Raw genomic sequence first — 17906 nt, 5'->3', positions numbered from 1 at the left:
GCCTTCCCCTCCTTCAAAAGCATCCTTTATTCTTCTCACTATATTCTCTACCCATAAACACAATTCCTGCCGCTTTTACACTGCAAGAGACTAAAAACTCCCCGGAAATTTCTTCCGAGGAGCTTGCTTGATCAAGCTGATGTTATCACTTAGCGACGAGGTGCTTGTCGCCTGCTTTCCAGTTCATCGGGCACAAACCGCCGGATTGCAGCGCCTGCAGCACACGAAGGGTTTCTTCAACGCTGCGGCCTACATCGTTATGGTTTACGACTTGATATTTCAATTCGCCATCAGGATCGATGATGAACAGGCCGCGCAGCGCGATACCTTCTTCTTCGATCAGGACGCCATAGTCGCGAGCGACTTGCTTCGTAATATCCGCAGCAAGCGGATGGTTCAATTGGCCAAGACCGTTGTCGTTCTTAGGCGTATTGATCCAAGCGCGGTGGCTGTGTTTACTGTCTACGCTGACGCCGAGAACTTCGGTATTCAGTCCTCTGAAAGTTTCGGCCGCTTCGGATAGAGCCGTAATTTCCGTAGGACATACGAAAGTGAAATCAAGCGGATAGAAGTACAATACCAACCATTTGCCACGATAATCGGACAGCGATGCTTTACCGAAATCTTTGCCGTCTCCTAGCGCTGTTTCCAAAGAGAAATCCGGTGCCGGACGACCTACCAAACGCTCTGCCATCTTCAAAAAACCTCCTATAAGCCCGACCTTGTCGCCAGTGCTTTCTGTTTATTGCTCACGCTAAAAATCGTACCATTCACGGACAAACTAGTCAAGATGATAACAATTCTTTTTTTAGAATTATTATAATTAACGCGTTATAGCTGCAACGATCAGATCGCCCATAGCCGTCGTTCCGATCGCTTTGCTCTTATCGACTGCGATATCTCCCGTGCGATGTCCGGCATCAAGTACGTTCTTAACTGCTTTCTCGATTGCGGCTGCCGCTTCTTCGTAGCCAAAAGTAAGGCGGAACATTAGCGCGACCGACAAAATCGTAGCAATCGGGTTCGAGATGCCTTGTCCCGCAATGTCAGGAGCAGAGCCGTGGACAGGCTCGTACAATCCGAAGCTGCCTTCACCGAGCGAAGCGGAGGATAACATCCCGATTGAACCGGTCAGCATCGCTGCCTCGTCGCTCAGAATATCTCCGAACATGTTCTCCGTAACGATAACGTCGAAGCTCGACGGACGACGCAACAGCTGCATAGCGCAGTTGTCTACGAGTACATGCTCCACTTCAACATCCGCATATTCCGGCGCGATACGATTAACCGTTTCTCTCCATAGACGGGAAGTTTCCAGTACGTTCGCTTTATCTACGGAAGCCAATCTCTTGCTGCGTTTCTGAGCGACTTCGAACGCTTGGCGCACGATGCGTTCGATTTCCGTCACATTGTATACGCAAGTATCAACCGCTTCTTCGCCATGTGCGCCTTGACGACGGAATTTCTCGCCGAAGTAAATGCCTCCCGTTAGCTCGCGCACAACGATCAGGTCAGTGCCTTCTAGAACTTCGGGCTTCAGGGTGGAAGCGTCCTTCAAGCAATCGAAGACGACAGCAGGACGAATGTTAGAGAAAAGGCCAAGAGCTTTCCGAATGCCGAGCAATCCCGTTTCGGGACGAAGCTCTTTCGAGTTGTTATCCCATTTCGGTCCGCCTACCGCGCCAAGCAGAACAGCGTCCGCTTTACGGCACATTTCGAGTGTGTCTTGCGGCAACGGCGTGCCTCTTTCATCGATGGCGATACCGCCGAACAGGCCATGCTCAAGCTCGAATTTGTAGCCGAACAGTTCCTCCGTACGTTTCAATACTTTCTCGGCTTCCGCTACGACTTCCGGACCGATACCGTCGCCGGCGATGACGGCAATTTTTTTAACTTCTGACATGGTTATGATTCACTCCAATTTAGGTTATAGGTTGTCCATTGAGACTATCTCTCAATTGTAGTACATATGTGCCCAAGTGGCAAAATAGATAATAACTATGGATTCTATAGGCAATGACTATTAAAACAATGGACCTAACGGTGACTCTGTATACGTCGCCCAGTATAGTGTATCATGGCAGTTGACCTAGGAAAAAAATCATAAGACAATTCAGTTGTATCGCAAAATCGATCCGGATTAAGTGGGAGGATGGAAATGGACAGTATTATTCGATCTTATTTTGATAATCCAGACAATGAGGATAAAGACTTTCGGTACGAGGCCTACGTCCATATTATGAAAGCTACGGAAGAAGAAGTGGATTGGTCTTATGAAGTATGGGATCAATTAAAGGAAGATCTGGCTCATCCTGATAATCATCGAAGATCAAGGGCTGCGCAATTTCTTTCCAGTTTGGCCAAAAGCGATCCTGAGAAGAGAATACTCAGGGATTTCCCAGCCTTATGGGAAGTGACAAAAGATAAGATGTTTGTCACCGCAAGGCACAGCTTGCAATCGGTTTGGAAAATTGGTTTAGCCGGACCTGAACAAAAAGAGATGGTGGTCAGTCAGCTTGCTAATCGTTTTGATAACTGTAAAGACGAGAAAAATTATACTTTGATTCGATCCGATATTATTCAAGGTCTAAAAAAATTATATGATGAAGTCAAAGATGAAGAAATAAAACAAAAAGCGTTAAACCTGATTGAAACAGAGGAAGAAAGCAAGTATCGAAAAAAGCTTGCGGCTCTATGGAGAACGTAATGAGGGTACTGGTTAACGAAGAGTAAATTAAGAGTAAATGAAGAGGAGTAAACCATCGGAGCATTATACTCCCTTGGTTTACTCCTCTGTTGTTCCTCATCCTCACTTCACCAGTACGCTCTCCATCGCTTGATTTAACCGTTTCATCCCATTGACGGTACCTTCGAGATCATTATGGGTGAAGTTGAGCCGCATCGTGTTTTTCTTAGCGTCTTCGTCCGCGAAGAACGAAATTCCCGGTACGAATGCAACGCCCAAATCGACTGCCGTCTTGAGCAAGTCTGCAGTATCGACCGATTCCGGCAGCTCCAACCAGAAGAACATGCCGCCCTTTGGCTCGTTCCACACGACGCCCGGCCATTGCTGCTCGCGCAGCAGGTCTGCCATCTGGCGCATGCGAGACTCGTATTCCTTACGGACGAACTCGATGTGACCGTCCAGATCGAAATGCTCCATCAATTGATACAGCGTTTGCTGATCGAGCGAACTGGAATGTAAATCAGCAGCCTGCTTGGCGCGAGCCATATGGCGGATGATTTCGGGATCGGCCATGACCCAACCCGTCCGAAGCGCGGGTGCCACGGTTTTGGAGAAAGTACTCGTGTAGACGACGCAAGAACCGTTTGGATGCTCATCTAAGGAAAAGATCGACGGGTACGTTACCGATGCATCTCCGAACTTCAATTCGCCGTAAGGATCATCCTCCAGGATGAGCGTATCGCTCTCCCTGCACAGCTTAAGCACGCCTTTACGACGCTCCAGGCTCCAAGCCTTGCCTGTTGGGTTGGAGAACGTAGGAATAACGTAAATCATTTTCGGACGGTACTGCTTCAGCTTGGCCGCCAAGTCGTCCAAATCCATTCCGTCATTGTCCGTATCTACGGATATCAGGGTAGCGCCATAAGAACGAAACACCTGCAGCGCGGATAAATAGGTTGGTCGTTCCACCAAAATCACGTCGCCTGGATCGATATAAATCCGGGTCAGCAAATCGATGGCTTGCTGCGATCCTGTCGTCAACAGCATGTCGTCCGGAGTTACGGTTACCCCTTTGCGCGCCATCCAACCGCAGATGCTCTCGCGAAGCGGCAAGTAGCCTTCCGTTAGACCGTACTGCAATGCCTTGTTGCCTGCCGCCAGCACCCGCTGGAAAGCTTCCCCGATCGCAGCGACCGGGAAATGCTCCTCGGCGGGCAAACCGCCGGCGAATGAAATGATCGATTTTCTTTGCGTCAGCTTCAAAATTTCACGGACCGCCGAGGAGGAAAAAGTGCCCAATCTCGCGGAAAATTGATAGTTCATCTGTCGCTCCCCATTCCTGAACTGTTAAATCAACGTGACGTTGTCTCGGCGATTGCGGGTTGGCGCGTTGCGCTTGTCGATAAGCCTGTTCAACGCATCGACGTAAGCGCGCGCGCTGGCTTCCAAGATATCGGTACTCACTCCGCGGCCTTGCGCGGAAGAATCCTCTTGCTTAAGAACAACGTGGACTTCGCCTAACGCATCGGTCCCGTCGGTTACGGATTTAATCGTGTAATCGTCGAGCTCCACGGTTTCGCCGGTAAGCGCATCGATCGCATGATAGATCGCATCCACCGTACCGTTGCCTTCGGATTCGTGTTTCACGATTCCTTGAGTAGTTTTGAGCGTTACCGTCGCTTTCGGAGTCGAATGGCTGTCGAAGGAAACAACAAGCTGTTCCAGCGCGAACACTTCGGGGGTCTCGATGATTTTCTCCTCAAGAAGCGCGCGGATATCTTCATCGCTGACGGTTTTCTTACGGTCCGCGACATCCTTGAATTTACCGAAAGCCGCATTCACTTGATCTTCCGTCAACTGCTCGTATCCAAGATCGATCAGCTTCTCCCGGAAAGCATGGCGTCCGGAGTGCTTGCCAAGAACAAGCTTGCTATCCCTTAGCCCGATCGTATCCGGAGAAATGATCTCGTACGTCGTTTTCTCCTTCAGCATGCCATCCTGATGAATTCCGGACTCGTGCGCGAACGCATTGGCGCCGACGATCGCTTTGTTGCCCGGTACGACCATACCCGTAAGCTTGCTGACCAAACGGCTTGTGCGGGCAATTTCCTTCAAATTCAAGGTCGTTGTCGCTTGGAAATATTCCGCCCGGGTCGCAAGCGTAAGCGCCACTTCTTCCAGTGACGTATTGCCGGCGCGTTCGCCGATTCCATTGATCGTACCCTCGATTTGATCCGCTCCGTTGAGGATGGCAGCCAAGGCGTTTGCCGTAGCCATCCCCAGATCATCATGACAGTGCGCGGACAACTGAATGTTCTCGATTCCCGGCACGTTTTCTTTTAGAGTCTTGAAAATATTACCGTATTCATAAGGCGTCAAATAGCCGACTGTATCGGGAATGTTCACGACGGTCGCTCCCGCTCTAATAGCCACTTCGGTTACTTGGCATAGGAAATCCAGTTCGGTACGTCCGGCATCTTCCGGAGAAAACTCGACTTTATCGAAAAACTGTTTCGCGTAACGAATCATCCGCTCCGCCGTCTCCAGCACTTGCTCCTTCTCCATCCGCAGCTTGTGCTTGCGATGGATCGGCGATGTTGCGAGGAACAGATGGATTCCAGGGTCGCGCGCACCCTTCAGCGCTTCGCGAACTGCATCCACGTCCTGTTCCCGCGAACGGGCAAGTCCGATTACGGTTGCATTCTTCACGGCGAGAGCAACCGCGTGCACCGCCGCCAAGTCGCCAGGGGATGCTATAGGAAAACCTGCTTCTATCCGATCTACTCCTAGCCTTTCCAACTGCAAGGCGATTTCAACTTTTTCCTGAGTGTTCAGGTTAACGCCGGGAGATTGCTCTCCATCCCGAAGCGTCGTATCAAAAATATAAATTTTTCTCATGGTAGGGTCGTGCCCGCACCTCCTGAAGCATTTCATGACTTTGTTCAAATTATAACATAATCTATTCGCGGTACACGCCGTTTTCTGATCACATTAGACGCCGGTTCTTTAACAAAAACCCCGGCTATGCTATGCCGGGGTTTCCTATGAGCTTATTGCCTTATTACTTCGTGATCCAGTGCATCATGCCGCGCAATTGAGCGCCAACCACTTCGATCGGGTGCTCAGCTTCGTTACGTCGAGTAGCCGTAAGGAATGCGCGTCCGGATTGGTTCTCAAGGATGAAGTCGCGAGCGAATTTACCTTGTTGGATATCTTCGAGTACGCGTTTCATTTCTTTTTTCGTCTCATCCGTTACGATGCGAGGGCCTGTTACATAGTCGCCGTATTCAGCCGTGTTGGAGATGGAGTGGCGCATGGAAGCCAATCCGCCTTCATACATCAGGTCAACGATCAACTTCAATTCGTGCAAACATTCGAAGTAAGCCATTTCAGGAGCGTATCCCGCTTCGACCAGCGTTTCAAAACCGGCTTTAACGAGCGCCGATGCACCGCCGCAAAGAACAGCTTGCTCTCCGAACAAGTCGGTTTCGGTTTCTTCGCGGAAGGAAGTTTCGATAACTCCCGCGCGAGTACAGCCGATGCCTTTGGCATAAGCCATACCGATGTCGAATGCTTTGCCCGTTCCGTTCTGGTGAACGGCGATCAATCCCGGTACGCCGAAGCCTTCAACGTAAGTGCGGCGAACCATGTGGCCTGGGGATTTAGGAGCAACCAGAAGGACGTCCGCATCCGCAGGAGCTACGATTTGACCGAAATGAACGTTAAAACCGTGGGAGAACATAAGGGCTGCGCCTTTTTTCAAGTTTGGCTCGATTTCGTTCTTGTATACGCTCGCTTGCGTTTCATCCGGCATGAGAATTTGCACAACATCCGCTTTACGGGTTGCATCTGCAACAGAAAGCACTTCGAAACCATCATTGCGCGCGCTGTCCGCGGATTTACCGGAGCGAAGTCCGATAATAACGCTAAGACCGCTGTCGCGAAGGTTTTGCGCTTGGGCATGTCCTTGGCTGCCGTAGCCGATTACCGCGATTGTTTTGCCTTTAAGAACGCCAAGATCGGCGTCTTTCTCATGAAATAAATTAACTGCCATTGAATTGTGTTCCTCCTTAAAATGATTAAAAGATAATTTGTCGACCCTCGAAGCGGGCGTTCCAAGAGAGATCTCCGTTGCCGGCCTTTCTCTCCTCGAACACCCGCTCCGAGCGGGCGCTGAAAATACTTCTCTATTCTACACTATCTGACGCCTCTATTCATCGCCGTCACGCCCGTGCGCGAAAGCTCGCGAATGCCGTAGGGCTTTAACAATTCGATCATGGCATCGATCTTCTCGGTATCGCCGACAACCTGAACGATCAAAGTCGTTGGGCCGATATCGACAACCGCGGCGCGGAACGTCTCCACAATACCGAGAATTTCCGGACGCGCCGAAGGTTCCGCTCCGATCTTAATCAAGCCGAGTTCCCGGCCGACCATCGGATTGCCGCTGACGTCAATGACTTTAATAACGTCGATCAGCTTGTACAATTGTTTCTGGACTTGCTCCAGCGTATGATCATCTCCGGTAGTAACGATGACCATACGGGATAATCCCGGTTCTTCGGATGACCCGACGGTAATGCTCTCAATGTTGAAGCCGCGGCGGCCGAACAGGCCTGACACCCGTTGCAGCACGCCGGGCTGGTCGTTCACGAGAATCGCTATCGTATGTTTACGGTTCATTCGGAATCCCCCATCAGCATCTCTCCAATTGTCGAACCTTGCGTGACCATCGGGAACACGTTCTCATGCTTGCGAACGACGAATTCCACGACGGCTGGCCCGGGATGCTGCAATGCTTCGAGCCATGCGCTGCGCGCTTCTTCCTTGTTCGAAGCACGGAATGCTTTAACCCCGTAAGCTTCGGAAAGCTTTACGAAGTCAGGGCTACCTGCAAGGTCGATATGGCTGTAGCGGTTATCGTAAATGATCTCCTGCCACTGTCGTACCATTCCAAGCACTTGGTTGTTGATAATCGCGACTTTGACCGGAATGTTGTTAATTGCGCAGACAGCCAGTTCCTGCGCGCACATTTGCATTCCGCCGTCTCCGTTAATGGAGACGACCGTCCGGTCCGGATTGCCCATCTGGGCGCCGATCGCGGAAGGGAACCCGAAGCCCATCGTGCCCAATCCTCCGGATGTAACCCAGGACCGCGGCTTGTTTAACGGATAATATTGCGCTGCCCACATCTGATGCTGACCAACGTCCGTCGTTACGATAGCATCGCCTTTGGTCGTTTCGTGAATCATCGATACGACCCATTGCGGCTTCAGTTCAACTTCGGAATCCTTGTATTTGTTAGGCTTCATTGCTTTCCACTGGCTGACCTGAGCACGCCATGCATCCGCTTTGTCCGCGCGTTTCGCGCCGGCATTGGCCAGTTGGAGAACCGCTTTAACATCTCCTACGATCGGAATCTCGGTTGGAACGTTCTTGCCGATCTCCGCAGGATCGATATCGATATGGACGATTTTAGCGTGAGGCGCAAAACCTTTGAGCTTCATTGTTACTCGGTCATCGAACCTTGCGCCGATGTTGATAAGCAGATCCGCATTTTGAATGGCTGTGTTCGCCGTATACGTCCCGTGCATTCCCGGCATCCCCATGTGAAGCTCGTTCCCGCTTGGGAAACCTCCTAGACCGAGCAATGTCGTTGTCGTCGGAATGCCCGTTTTCGTAACGAATTCGTACAATTCCTCATGCGCTCCGGAGTAAATTACGCCACCCCCGGCAAGAATGACGGGCTTCTCGGCCTTCTCGATCGCGCGCAGCATCTTTTCCACTTGCATCTTGTTCGGTTGAACCGTCGGATTGTACCCGCGCAAGTTCACCTCTGTTACCGGCTGAAACAAAATCTTCTCCGCGGATACGTCCTTAGGAATATCGATAAGCACCGGACCTTTACGCCCGCTATTCGCAATATGGAAAGCTTCATGGATCACGCGAGGCAGGTCCTCCGCCTTGCGTACCAGATAACTATGTTTAGTGATTGGCATCGTAATGCCGACGATATCGGCTTCTTGGAAGGCATCCGTACCGATGAAGCTAGTCGCTACGTTACCCGTAATGACAACGAGCGGCACGGAATCCATATATGCGGTTGCGATCCCCGTCACCAGGTTCGTTGCTCCCGGCCCGGAAGTAGCTATACATACGCCCACCTTGCCAGTAGAACGCGCATATCCGTCTGCCGCATGGATCGCTCCTTGCTCATGGCGCGTCAGAAGATGCTGGAAATCGCTAAAGCCGTGCATGGCGTCGTAGATGAAGAGAACGGCTCCGCCCGGATATCCGAAGACGCACTCGGCTCCCTCCAGTAACAAACTGCGAAGCAGTATTTCCGACCCCGTGATGACTTCCGGCTTGCTCCACTTCTCGATTAATTCTTGCTTGGACTTCAATGTAACCCCTTGTGTGCTCATCCTTACTCCTCCTTTCTACAAATAAAAAAGCCCTTCATCCCAACGCCAATATGGCTGTCTTGGGACGAAAGGCTGTTGCTTCCGCGGTACCACCCGAGTTTGCCGCACATCTCGCGATGACGGCCTTATAAAGTATGCTTCCCTCTGACATAGTCAGGGAATATTTCATACCTTAAGCGCAATAACGTGCGCCAATCCGATTCTCCCTAATGACCCTTTCGGGCGTTCAGGCGAACAGCTCCGAGGAGACTTCGCGTACAGGGGTTAAGGCATCGGTCTCAGCTAATCCGACACTCTCTGAGCATAAGAGCCCCATCGCTTTTTCCTCATCACGGCCATTTGTATTTCAGTCGATTTAGCATCAATTATATTCTTCGCCAGGCCATTCGTCAATACACAACTTCGCCGTTACCGTTCAAACACCTTGTTCATACGTTGTACAATCGGCATTCAGCAAAACTGACTTAACCGAGGACATAAGAACAGGGGATGAATCCCGCATGATTCGATGGCGACAACAAGGTGACGATAAAAGCATTGTAGCGCTTGTTCGTACGCAGTTAGTTCCGATCTCTCCGTGGCAGCATCCCCGGGACAGCCGATTACATTACGAAATTACCCGCCGGCTGCGCAGGGGCGCTACATTAGTCGCTGCCCGGTCCAGGAGAAGCACTCCGTTTGGGTTTCTGCATATGGAATTTCGCGGCACAACTTTATTTATCGACTTGCTTGCGGTTGATTCAACGGCTCAGAATAAACATTGGGGTACGGAGCTTATGGCACGCGCAGAGCAGTATGGACGCAAAAAGGGCTGCACAATATCCCAATTGTTCGTCGATGAAGGAAACACGCGCGCGCTCCGCTTCTACCATCGCCTCGGTTATCAAACCCTTCGAACGATCTATGCATTAAAAGTCATCGAACTAGTCAAACCTCTAAACTATTTTTGATTTTACCACAGAGAAACGCGCACCTCCCAATTCCGATGCTTCATATTTAAGCTCGGCTTGCAGGCTCTCCGCTATTCGTCGGCAAATGGAGAGTCCTAGACCCGTCTGACCGGACTCGCCCTTGAAATAGCGGTCGAAAATCCGGTTTTGCCATTCGGCTGGGACTCCTTCCCCGTCATCCTCTACGGCAAGAAACCACCCTTCTTTATCCGTTCCGAATGAAATGCGAACCTCTGTTGCCGCATAACGAATCGCATTTTGCAGAAGATTGATCAGAAGTTGAAAAAGCTGCTCCGCAGCGACCATGATGATAACTTCCCGTTTCGTCCATGTGATCTGAACCCCTTGGTCGGCAGCATTGGTGGACAATAATTCGCTTGCTTGACTTGCCATCTCGTTTAGATCGACCGGCTGTTCCTCATGCGGGAGTTCCGGGTTTTCCAGTCTGGTTAGCTCGAGAAGCCGATCTACCATTCGAATCAATCTATAAGACTCTTCCGTTATGATGGAAAGCCCCTTCTCCTGAGACACGACTTGATCCTTAATCGCGTTAGCGTATCCTTGAATGGACATCAACGGCGTGCGAAGCTCATGGGATACATTTTGCAAGAAATCAATCTGGTGCTCATGGTGGTTGCGAATTCGACCCGACATCGATTGCAGCGTAAGCATCAGTTCGTCGATTTCAGTCGCTCCTACCCGAGTTACCGTGAGCAACCCCCGATAGGGATCATAACGATTAACGGCTTCCTTCAGCTTAACGATCGGGCGCGTGATTTTCCAAATCAGCAGAAAACCGATGACGTACAAAATCAGACTGCTTACGGTAATAGAAGCAAAAACAAGAAGGAGTGCCTCATTAAACATGCGCTTTAATATTTTTTCCGGCGTGTAAAGAACAACTGTATATCCTTCCGTTTTTTGCAGTACATACATCACTTTGTTTCCTTGCAGCATATCGCGTCCATACTCTTTACTCAGCTGAAGGACTGGAGGGTTGCCGATAAAGTCCTCATTGCTTGCGGCTGCTACAATCCCCGAAGCATCTACCACATAAAAATCTGCGTTAAATTGATGATTCTTAAATCGAAGCGTCAAATCGCTCGGCTCCAAATCATCGGGGCTTCCGCCCTCCAGAATGCTAACGGCTTTATCAAGCTGGAGCAGTAATTGATTTTTAGTTTGATCGACAAGCATTCGGTAAACGATGTGGGAGCAGAATCCAACCGTCACGACTACCGAAAACACCATTACGAGCATCATCGACCACAAAATTCGGGCTCTTAGCGATTTCACGTCGTTTCCACCGTGGCCTTGTAGCCATAACCCCAAACCGTGTCGATACTAATCCCTGTGGCCAAATCGAGTATTTTTTTTCGAAGACGTTTAACCAACTCATCGACTACCCGAACATCGCCAAGGAAATCGTAATCCCAAACTTGACGAATGACCTGCTCTCGGCTAAAAGGACGATTGGGATTTCTCGCAAAATGCAGCAAAAGCTCAAATTCACGAATCGTAAGCGACAACTCCGGCCCATTCTCTATCTGTACCTTTCGGTACTCCTCTGAAATCAGCAGATTTCCTGCCCGAATAGGCGGCTTTAGAGCTTCCGTTCGCGGAGTTTGATAAGATTCAACCAGACGCATCATGGATCTGACTCGGCCTACCAATTCGCGGGGATGGAAGGGTTTCCCCAGAAAGTCGTTGCAGCCAAGCTCCAGCCCCATAATGCGATCCATCTCTTCTCCCCTCGCCGAAACCATAATAATTGGCATTTCACTGAAGCTTCGAATTAAGGTTAGCAGTTGCAGGCCGTTGATGCCGGGCATCATTATGTCCAAGATAAGGCAATCCGGTGATTCCTTCTTGATCCGTTCGATCAGTCCGTCACCGCTGAAAAATTCCTCGACCTCGTGCCCGTCTTTCTTCAAGTACTCCGATATCAATTGGCAAATATTCCGATCATCGTCCACAACGATTATACGGGACATGACAAGCCTCCTAACGTACCATGGGCCGACAAACGATGGTTTTCCCTAAGATTACTACTCAGTACATAAAAAAGAAAGGCGGGAACTAAGCTTCCCGCCTTTGTAGTTCTGATGAATTGCCGTTATTGCGAAAGATTACTTCGTGGCAGTTGTTTTCTTGACGGGAACGGCTGGCTTCGGTGCTGGCTTGGTTGTTGGCTTCGGTGCTGGTTTGGTTGTTGGCTTGGTTGTGATATGTTTTTTATGCTTTTTATGTTTAATGATCTTATGTTTGGTAACCTTGTGTTTCACAGCAGGTACTTTTTCCGTTTTGCCTTTATTCGGATCTTCTTTTTCAACTTTCGGTTTGACTGCAGCGGTGCTTGATTTCGTTGTTGCCTGAGTGCTGCTCGTTCCCGCTTTCGCTGTTGTCGAGGCCGTTGTGCCGGATGCCGCGAAGGCGCTTCCCGCACCCGTGATAAGCAGTGCCGAGGAAAGGACGGCGATCAATGTTTTCTTCGTTTTGAACATGTTCTACACTCCCTTTTTGTGTTTGTGTTGATTACAATTTTAATTTTACCCGGCAATTGTGAGAGTTCTATAAATCCAATAGGAGAAAAGTAAGAGAAAATATCGAGTGCATCTCGCATATGTACCAATAGCCCCGAACATGCAGAAAGAGAGTACCGATAAGGCACTCTCGCAAAGCTCCGCTGATGCTTCAGCTATTCAGTTTCCACTTACCACCAGCCAAAGCCACCACCGAAGCCATCAAAACCAAAGCCATCAAATGTGTCAATAGCAAGTACATCAAATAACAAAAGCGGGAATATGGCTTTTGTCTGAACCTTTTTACCTTTCGGCTGCTCAAGGACTAACTGATCCCCGCTCACACGGACAAGTTTGCCCGAGACTGCCGAACCATCTTTACGCACCGCATAAATGCTTTTACCCACCATCTTCTGGGCTTGCGAACGAGTAATATGCGCCAATTGTATAAACCTCCTTCCTGGTTGTTTTGTAGCTTATGGAAAAGGAGCTGGTCCTGCATGTACCTCTGTCCGCCTGCGGAAAAATGGGGCTATGATCCCGGAAAAACACGTAAAGGGCCCCGGTTTCCCGGAGCCCTTGCTTGTACGCAAATTACGCGTTGATTTTTTCTTTGGCAGCGCCGGCTAGCGAATTGAACGCGCCGATGTCGTTCACGGCTAGGTCGGCAAGCATTTTGCGGTTTACTTCGATACCGGCCAATTTAAGGCCATGCATCATCTTGCTGTAAGACAGGCCATTCTGGCGAGCCGCGGCGTTAATACGCACGATCCACAATTTGCGGAAGTTCCGTTTCGTCTGACGACGGTCGCGGTATGCGTACATAAGGGATTTCATTACTTGTTCTTTAGCTTTCTTAAACAGGCGATGTTTCGCGCCCCAGTAACCTTTTGCCAATTTCAACATTCTATTGCGACGACGGCGCGTTACGAATCCGCCTTTGACTCTTGCCATGATTCATTACCTCCCGGAAGTGTTCATATAACGATGTTGACGATTATTTAAGGTTGCCAAGTTGTTGCTGCAGACGACGAACGTCGCCTTGAGCCATCAACGGCTGACCAGCCAATACGCGTTTTGCGCGTCCCGATTTGTGGGACAGCAAATGATTCTTATAAGCTTTGTACCGTTTTACTTTACCTGTTCCGGTAATTTTGAAACGATCTTTCAAGCTGCTATGAGTTTTCATCTTAGGCATGAGTTGTATCCTCCTGTCAGTGGGCTTTCGGAGCCAAAATCATAATCATGCTGCGGCCTTCCAGCTTAGGCATGCGCTCTACAATACAAATTTCTGCTACTTCGTTCGCGACCCGCTCCAAGATCTTCTGACCGAGCTTCGCGTGCGTGATTTCACGACCGCGGAACCGAACGGAACATTTGACCTTGTCGCCTTCATTCAAGAACTTCACGACGTTACGATACTTCGTCTGGTAGTCATTCTCTTCAATGTTAGCACGAAACCAAACTTCTTTGAGGTCGACGATTTTTTGATTCTTCCTGGCTTCCTTTTCTTTCTTCTGCTGCTCATAACGGAATTTCCCGTAGTCCATAATGCGGCACACCGGCGGTTTCGCCTGCGGTGCTACGTTAACTAGGTCAAGATTCGCGTCAATTGCCATCTGCATCGCTTCACGAAAAGGTTTGATACCGATTTGTTCGCCTTCAGGGCCGACCAGTCGGACTTCCTTCGCCCGGATTTCCTCGTTGAGTTGATGATCCTTGCTAATAATGTTCCACCTCCGAAATAAACTGTCGATTAAGTTGTGGGTAAAAACAAAAAAATACGAGTCGCATTGACCCGCATCCTAGTCCTAACGTTAACGGTCATGCAAGGAAACCGAAGTTCCTGCAATCGCCGTATCTCGTCGGCTACGCATACCCGTCAGCAATTGCCGATCAGGTGAGAAGCGGGTGCTTCTGCTTGTGCGTGCTGAATAATTTACATAAATCAGTCACAACGAACACTATATCATGCTGCACATGGGATGTCAACGCTAAATCACCGGTATTGCCATAGCGACATTAAGACTTCAATTTCTTACCTTCCGCTAGCATCTGGACCGCCTTGGCGATCCTTGAATGCCAAGTCGCTTCCCGCTTCGCGTCCTCTATCCAATTTACGTACTCTTTCCTATAGGAATACGCTAAAGCAGCCCAAAACCTATTCGCCGCCTCATGAACCGCAAGCTCGGCTTGCAGATCATCCGGAGCTTCGACTATCCGTTCATCCGTATCCGCGGACAAGTTTACCATAACTTCGTCTCCAACGGAGACACCCGCCGCCTCGCGCAGCTCGCCGCCAACGACCAAGTAATGAGTGCCATCGCCGCGCGGCATCAGCGTACTCCGAAAGACGGCACCGTTCACCGTTCCCCTCACCCGAACCTGCCCTTTGCTCCCGAATATCGATTCCGCATCAAATGGAACATCTACATAAATCCATGTACCTACACCGGGCGGTCTTAACAGAGGGCCTTTGAACGTTCTGGATTCCACCAAGAGATTGCCTCCCCGCTTTTATCACAATCAGCGCTCAATGCTTATACCCGTGATTATACAACAAATCCCCGGAGAGAGTCCGAGGATCCGCTGCGATTACATCTGTTTGCCTTGTACTTCTTCCAGCCGGATAACACGGGTATGCTCCGTGTGGCTCCAGGTTTTGTTGTTCTGCGTGAAGAAAGCGTAGAACGTAATCGGCCACCATGTAAAGAAGAAAATCGGAAACATAACGAGCTTAAGGTAAATGCGCCAATTCACTTTCTCCAGCAACATGGCAAGCGGGACCTGCAAGTAAATGTAAATGGAAATCGGTATTGCCAGCCATGCAGGCGCAATGGAATAAATAGAATCGAAATGCGCTTCGCCCGGCAGCAAAAGATCAAACCAGAGCGTGGCGGTAATTAAGAAACCGAGCAGGAAGTTGTATGCGTTAAAAACGTATAGCGCCGCATCGATCTTAACCATGCTGCGTTCCTTGATTCCCTGCCACAGAAGCGGAAGCATGTAACGGCGAGTAATATCGAAATGCCCTTGCATCCAACGAAGACGCTGACGGGAAGAGGCCTTAAACGTAATCGGCTTCTCGTCGTATACGCGCGCATCGTAGTTGAATTTAGGATAAATATCGCGTTGAATGCAACGAATCGTGAATTCCAAGTCCTCGACCAGGCTCGTCGCTCCCCAACCCATTTCCTTCAGCAGCTTTGTCTCGAAACACATGCCCGTTCCGCCGAGAAAGTTGGAAAGTCCCAAGTTATAACGCGGCATTTGCCATAAACGGTTGCAAAACCAATAGTTGATTCCATTCGCGGCACTGACCCAAGAGTCGTTCGGGTTTTTCGTGTCCAAGTAACCTTGAATGACCCGATGTCCGTTGCAAAGATCTTCGTTCATGTGTTGCAGGAAGTTGGTTGCCACTAGGTTGTCTGCATCGAACATGACAATGGAATCGTATTGCTTAGGATTTTTCCATAATTCCTTAAGCATCCATTCGATGGCAAAGCCTTTTCCCCTTTGATTAGGGTTAAAGCGTTCGCAAGCATGAACCCCTGGGTATTTGCGTACAATATCCGCCGTCCCGTCCGTGCAGTTATCGCAAATAACGAAGATGTCGAACAGCTCGCGAGGGTAATCCAATTTAAGTAAATTTTCAATCAAGGCTCCGACAACGGCTTGTTCATTGTGGGCGGCAACCAATAAGGCAAACGACTTTGTCGGCTTATGGGTAATGCGCTCTCTCTTGCGGTACCATCCAAAAAAAGACAAAATGACTTGATACGCGCCAATCAGGAAAAATAACACCTGAACAACCAAAAGAAGATTGTTGAACATATTCGGTTGTACCCCCTAGATCCCTTTTTCTTTTTTTTGTTTTTCTCTCTAAATTGACTTGTTATTTTTCTCAGGAGCACCTTCTAAAAGACACTTTCTTGATTCTGTCCATTTTGCGTTCATTTGTCAAAAGGGCATTCCCCCCATATTTGCGGCTTACAGCCAAGATGCGGGGTTCTCGGCAACGGAGCATCGCAAGCGGCGGGAATTGCTACGTCTCAGCGCAGCTTTTCATCGATTTCCATTCTTTTTCTATCCGGAGACCTATGCCCTGTTCACAGTAAATTAACGATTGGGAAACTCATAAAGTTGCAGTTAACGTACCTATCGCATCGTCGACGCTCGCCTTCAACCCTTTAAACACTTCATCCCACGAACGATATCCCGCTTCGTGAACGCCTGCCGCAGACAACCTTGCCCGCAAGGAAGCGTCTTTGTACAATCGCTCTAACTTGTCGGCAAACGCAGTTACATCCCCCGGCTGGCAGAGCAGGCCGTTCTCGCCGTCCCGAATGGTGTCCGGCACAGCCCCTCCAGCCGCGCCTACTACGGGCAACCCGCATGCCATCGCTTCTAACACCACGTTGCCGAAAGTTTCCGTCGCCGAAGGAAATAACATCACGTCCGAAGCTGCCATCCATTGCTGAAGCCGGTTTTGGGGAATGGCACCGAGAAATCGCGCTTGAATGCCTCGCCGTAAGGTCAATGCCTTGATATCGTTTGCCGCAGGACCATCTCCGGCAACAACAAACTCCACGTCAGCGCCCGTTCTCGAAGCAAACCGGTCAACCGCCTCCACCGCCACTTCCGTTTGCTTCTCCGGTGCCATTCGTCCGGCATACAGCACGATAAAGCGCGAGGTTGGCATGCCGACCTCATTAAGCAACGCCTCACGATCTACAACTGGGTGAAACCGTTCCGTATCGACGCCGCGGCTCCAGATTTCAAGCCCTTCCCATCCATCCCTGCGGCACTCCTCCAAAACCGATCTCGAAGGCACATATATTCGTTTGCAAGGGCGGTGAAACCAATGCAAATATCTCCATAAAAGTTTACCCATCCATTGAAGATTGTAAAACGGCAAATATCGCACAAAATGAGTATGGTGCGAGGCAACTAGTGGAAATCTGTGTTTAATCGCCAAATGCCGACCTGCTACGCCCGTGCCGAATGGTGTCGCGACATGAATTACCGTCGGTTTGAAATTCAGCAGTTTGCGCTCGACGCTCCCGGTCTGGGGAACCGCAAGCCTGCATTCCGGATAGAGAAAGAACGGCAAGCTTGTCAGCCTTTCCGCAACTTCCGATACCGTCTTCTCCCCGCGCGGCCTCGCAGGCGCGAACACAAGGCATTCGATGCCTTGCTTGCGCAAATACCCGATCCAGCGTTCCAATGTCTTAGCTACACCGTTAATCTCCGGAAAATACGTATCCGTAAATAAAGCCAATCGGATTTCTGACATGGGTAATCCCTCCCCGTCGGTTTCCTC

General features: G+C 49.9%; 19 protein-coding genes. 2 read left to right on the top strand and 17 right to left on the bottom strand.

The window, feature by feature from the left end; translation table 11 throughout:
- Nucleotides 1-145 precede the first annotated feature (145 nt).
- Both K7P76_RS20320 and leuB read right to left on the bottom strand, forming a co-directional pair.
- A complete protein-coding gene (locus K7P76_RS20320) occupies nucleotides 146-694 on the bottom strand; it encodes a peroxiredoxin (protein ID WP_232187141.1) in 549 nt (182 codons plus the stop codon).
- A 129-nt stretch (nucleotides 695-823) separates the two neighbouring features.
- Nucleotides 824-1903 (bottom strand): 3-isopropylmalate dehydrogenase, encoded by a 1080-nt coding sequence (leuB, locus tag K7P76_RS20315; RefSeq protein WP_232187140.1) that lies wholly within the window; start codon nucleotides 1901-1903, stop codon nucleotides 824-826.
- Nucleotides 1904-2158: 255 nt separating this feature from the next.
- Between leuB and K7P76_RS20310 the strand changes: the two genes are divergently transcribed.
- The gene (locus tag K7P76_RS20310; protein WP_232187139.1) at nucleotides 2159-2707 is read left to right on the top strand and encodes a hypothetical protein; all 549 of its coding nucleotides are present in this window, start codon (nucleotides 2159-2161) and stop codon (nucleotides 2705-2707) included.
- A gap of 102 nt (nucleotides 2708-2809) precedes the next feature.
- Here the strand turns inward: K7P76_RS20310 and K7P76_RS20305 are convergent, their stop codons facing one another.
- The 5 genes from K7P76_RS20305 to ilvB all read right to left on the bottom strand — a co-directional run bounded on the left by K7P76_RS20305 (nucleotide 2810) and on the right by ilvB (nucleotide 9111).
- The gene (locus K7P76_RS20305) at nucleotides 2810-4009 is read right to left on the bottom strand and encodes an aminotransferase-like domain-containing protein (protein ID WP_232187138.1); all 1200 of its coding nucleotides are present in this window, start codon (nucleotides 4007-4009) and stop codon (nucleotides 2810-2812) included.
- Nucleotides 4010-4033: 24 nt separating this feature from the next.
- Entirely contained in the window at nucleotides 4034-5584 is a 1551-nt protein-coding gene (locus tag K7P76_RS20300) for a 2-isopropylmalate synthase (protein WP_232187137.1), read from the bottom strand.
- A 163-nt stretch (nucleotides 5585-5747) separates the two neighbouring features.
- On the bottom strand, nucleotides 5748-6812 hold the full coding sequence (gene ilvC / locus K7P76_RS20295; RefSeq protein ID WP_309244781.1) for a ketol-acid reductoisomerase: 1065 nt from the start codon (nucleotides 6810-6812) through the stop codon (nucleotides 5748-5750).
- A gap of 71 nt (nucleotides 6813-6883) precedes the next feature.
- Complete coding sequence (gene ilvN / locus K7P76_RS20290) at nucleotides 6884-7369, bottom strand: acetolactate synthase small subunit (protein WP_232187135.1); 486 nt, start codon at nucleotides 7367-7369, stop codon at nucleotides 6884-6886.
- The gene (gene ilvB, locus K7P76_RS20285) at nucleotides 7366-9111 is read right to left on the bottom strand and encodes a biosynthetic-type acetolactate synthase large subunit (protein WP_232187134.1); all 1746 of its coding nucleotides are present in this window, start codon (nucleotides 9109-9111) and stop codon (nucleotides 7366-7368) included. Before ilvB ends, ilvN begins: the two co-directional genes overlap by 4 nt.
- Nucleotides 9112-9611: 500 nt before the next feature.
- Here ilvB and K7P76_RS20280 point away from each other — a divergent pair, with 500 nt between their 5' ends.
- On the top strand, nucleotides 9612-10061 hold the full coding sequence (locus K7P76_RS20280) for a GNAT family N-acetyltransferase (RefSeq protein ID WP_232187133.1): 450 nt from the start codon (nucleotides 9612-9614) through the stop codon (nucleotides 10059-10061).
- On the opposite strand, the gene K7P76_RS33495 is transcribed toward K7P76_RS20280, so the two are convergent.
- From K7P76_RS33495 to K7P76_RS20230, 10 genes are all read right to left on the bottom strand, one after another.
- Nucleotides 10047-11357, bottom strand: coding sequence for a sensor histidine kinase (locus tag K7P76_RS33495; RefSeq protein WP_232187132.1), 1311 nt, complete (start codon nucleotides 11355-11357; stop codon nucleotides 10047-10049). The two genes, K7P76_RS20280 and K7P76_RS33495, sit on opposite strands and share 15 nt — an antisense overlap.
- On the bottom strand, nucleotides 11354-12055 hold the full coding sequence (locus K7P76_RS20270) for a response regulator transcription factor (RefSeq protein ID WP_232187131.1): 702 nt from the start codon (nucleotides 12053-12055) through the stop codon (nucleotides 11354-11356). The genes K7P76_RS33495 and K7P76_RS20270 overlap by 4 nt, the downstream gene beginning before the upstream one ends.
- 135 nt (nucleotides 12056-12190) lie before the next feature.
- A complete protein-coding gene (locus K7P76_RS20265; protein ID WP_232187130.1) occupies nucleotides 12191-12565 on the bottom strand; it encodes a hypothetical protein in 375 nt (124 codons plus the stop codon).
- 209 nt (nucleotides 12566-12774) lie between these two features.
- Nucleotides 12775-13026, bottom strand: coding sequence for a hypothetical protein (locus K7P76_RS20260; protein ID WP_232187129.1), 252 nt, complete (start codon nucleotides 13024-13026; stop codon nucleotides 12775-12777).
- A 151-nt stretch (nucleotides 13027-13177) separates the two neighbouring features.
- The gene (gene rplT, locus K7P76_RS20255; protein ID WP_116062642.1) at nucleotides 13178-13537 is read right to left on the bottom strand and encodes a 50S ribosomal protein L20; all 360 of its coding nucleotides are present in this window, start codon (nucleotides 13535-13537) and stop codon (nucleotides 13178-13180) included.
- A gap of 43 nt (nucleotides 13538-13580) precedes the next feature.
- Nucleotides 13581-13781, bottom strand: coding sequence for a 50S ribosomal protein L35 (gene rpmI / locus K7P76_RS20250; protein WP_130606452.1), 201 nt, complete (start codon nucleotides 13779-13781; stop codon nucleotides 13581-13583).
- A 16-nt stretch (nucleotides 13782-13797) separates the two neighbouring features.
- On the bottom strand, nucleotides 13798-14310 hold the full coding sequence (gene infC / locus K7P76_RS20245; RefSeq protein WP_232187228.1) for a translation initiation factor IF-3: 513 nt from the start codon (nucleotides 14308-14310) through the stop codon (nucleotides 13798-13800).
- A 295-nt stretch (nucleotides 14311-14605) separates the two neighbouring features.
- Complete coding sequence (locus tag K7P76_RS20240; protein ID WP_232187227.1) at nucleotides 14606-15079, bottom strand: YdeI/OmpD-associated family protein; 474 nt, start codon at nucleotides 15077-15079, stop codon at nucleotides 14606-14608.
- 99 nt (nucleotides 15080-15178) lie between these two features.
- Nucleotides 15179-16417, bottom strand: a complete 1239-nt coding sequence (locus K7P76_RS20235) for a glycosyltransferase family 2 protein (RefSeq protein WP_232187128.1) — start codon at nucleotides 16415-16417, stop codon at nucleotides 15179-15181.
- A 301-nt stretch (nucleotides 16418-16718) separates the two neighbouring features.
- Nucleotides 16719-17879, bottom strand: coding sequence for a glycosyltransferase family 4 protein (locus K7P76_RS20230; RefSeq protein ID WP_232187127.1), 1161 nt, complete (start codon nucleotides 17877-17879; stop codon nucleotides 16719-16721).
- Nucleotides 17880-17906: the final 27 nt, after the last annotated feature.

Origin of the sequence: Cohnella silvisoli, assembly GCF_021190915.1 — a bacterium.
GTDB lineage: Bacteria > Bacillota > Bacilli > Paenibacillales > Paenibacillaceae > Cohnella > Cohnella silvisoli.
The sequence above is the reverse complement of the archived record's forward strand: the minus strand, read 5'-3'. Positions and strand labels throughout refer to the sequence as shown.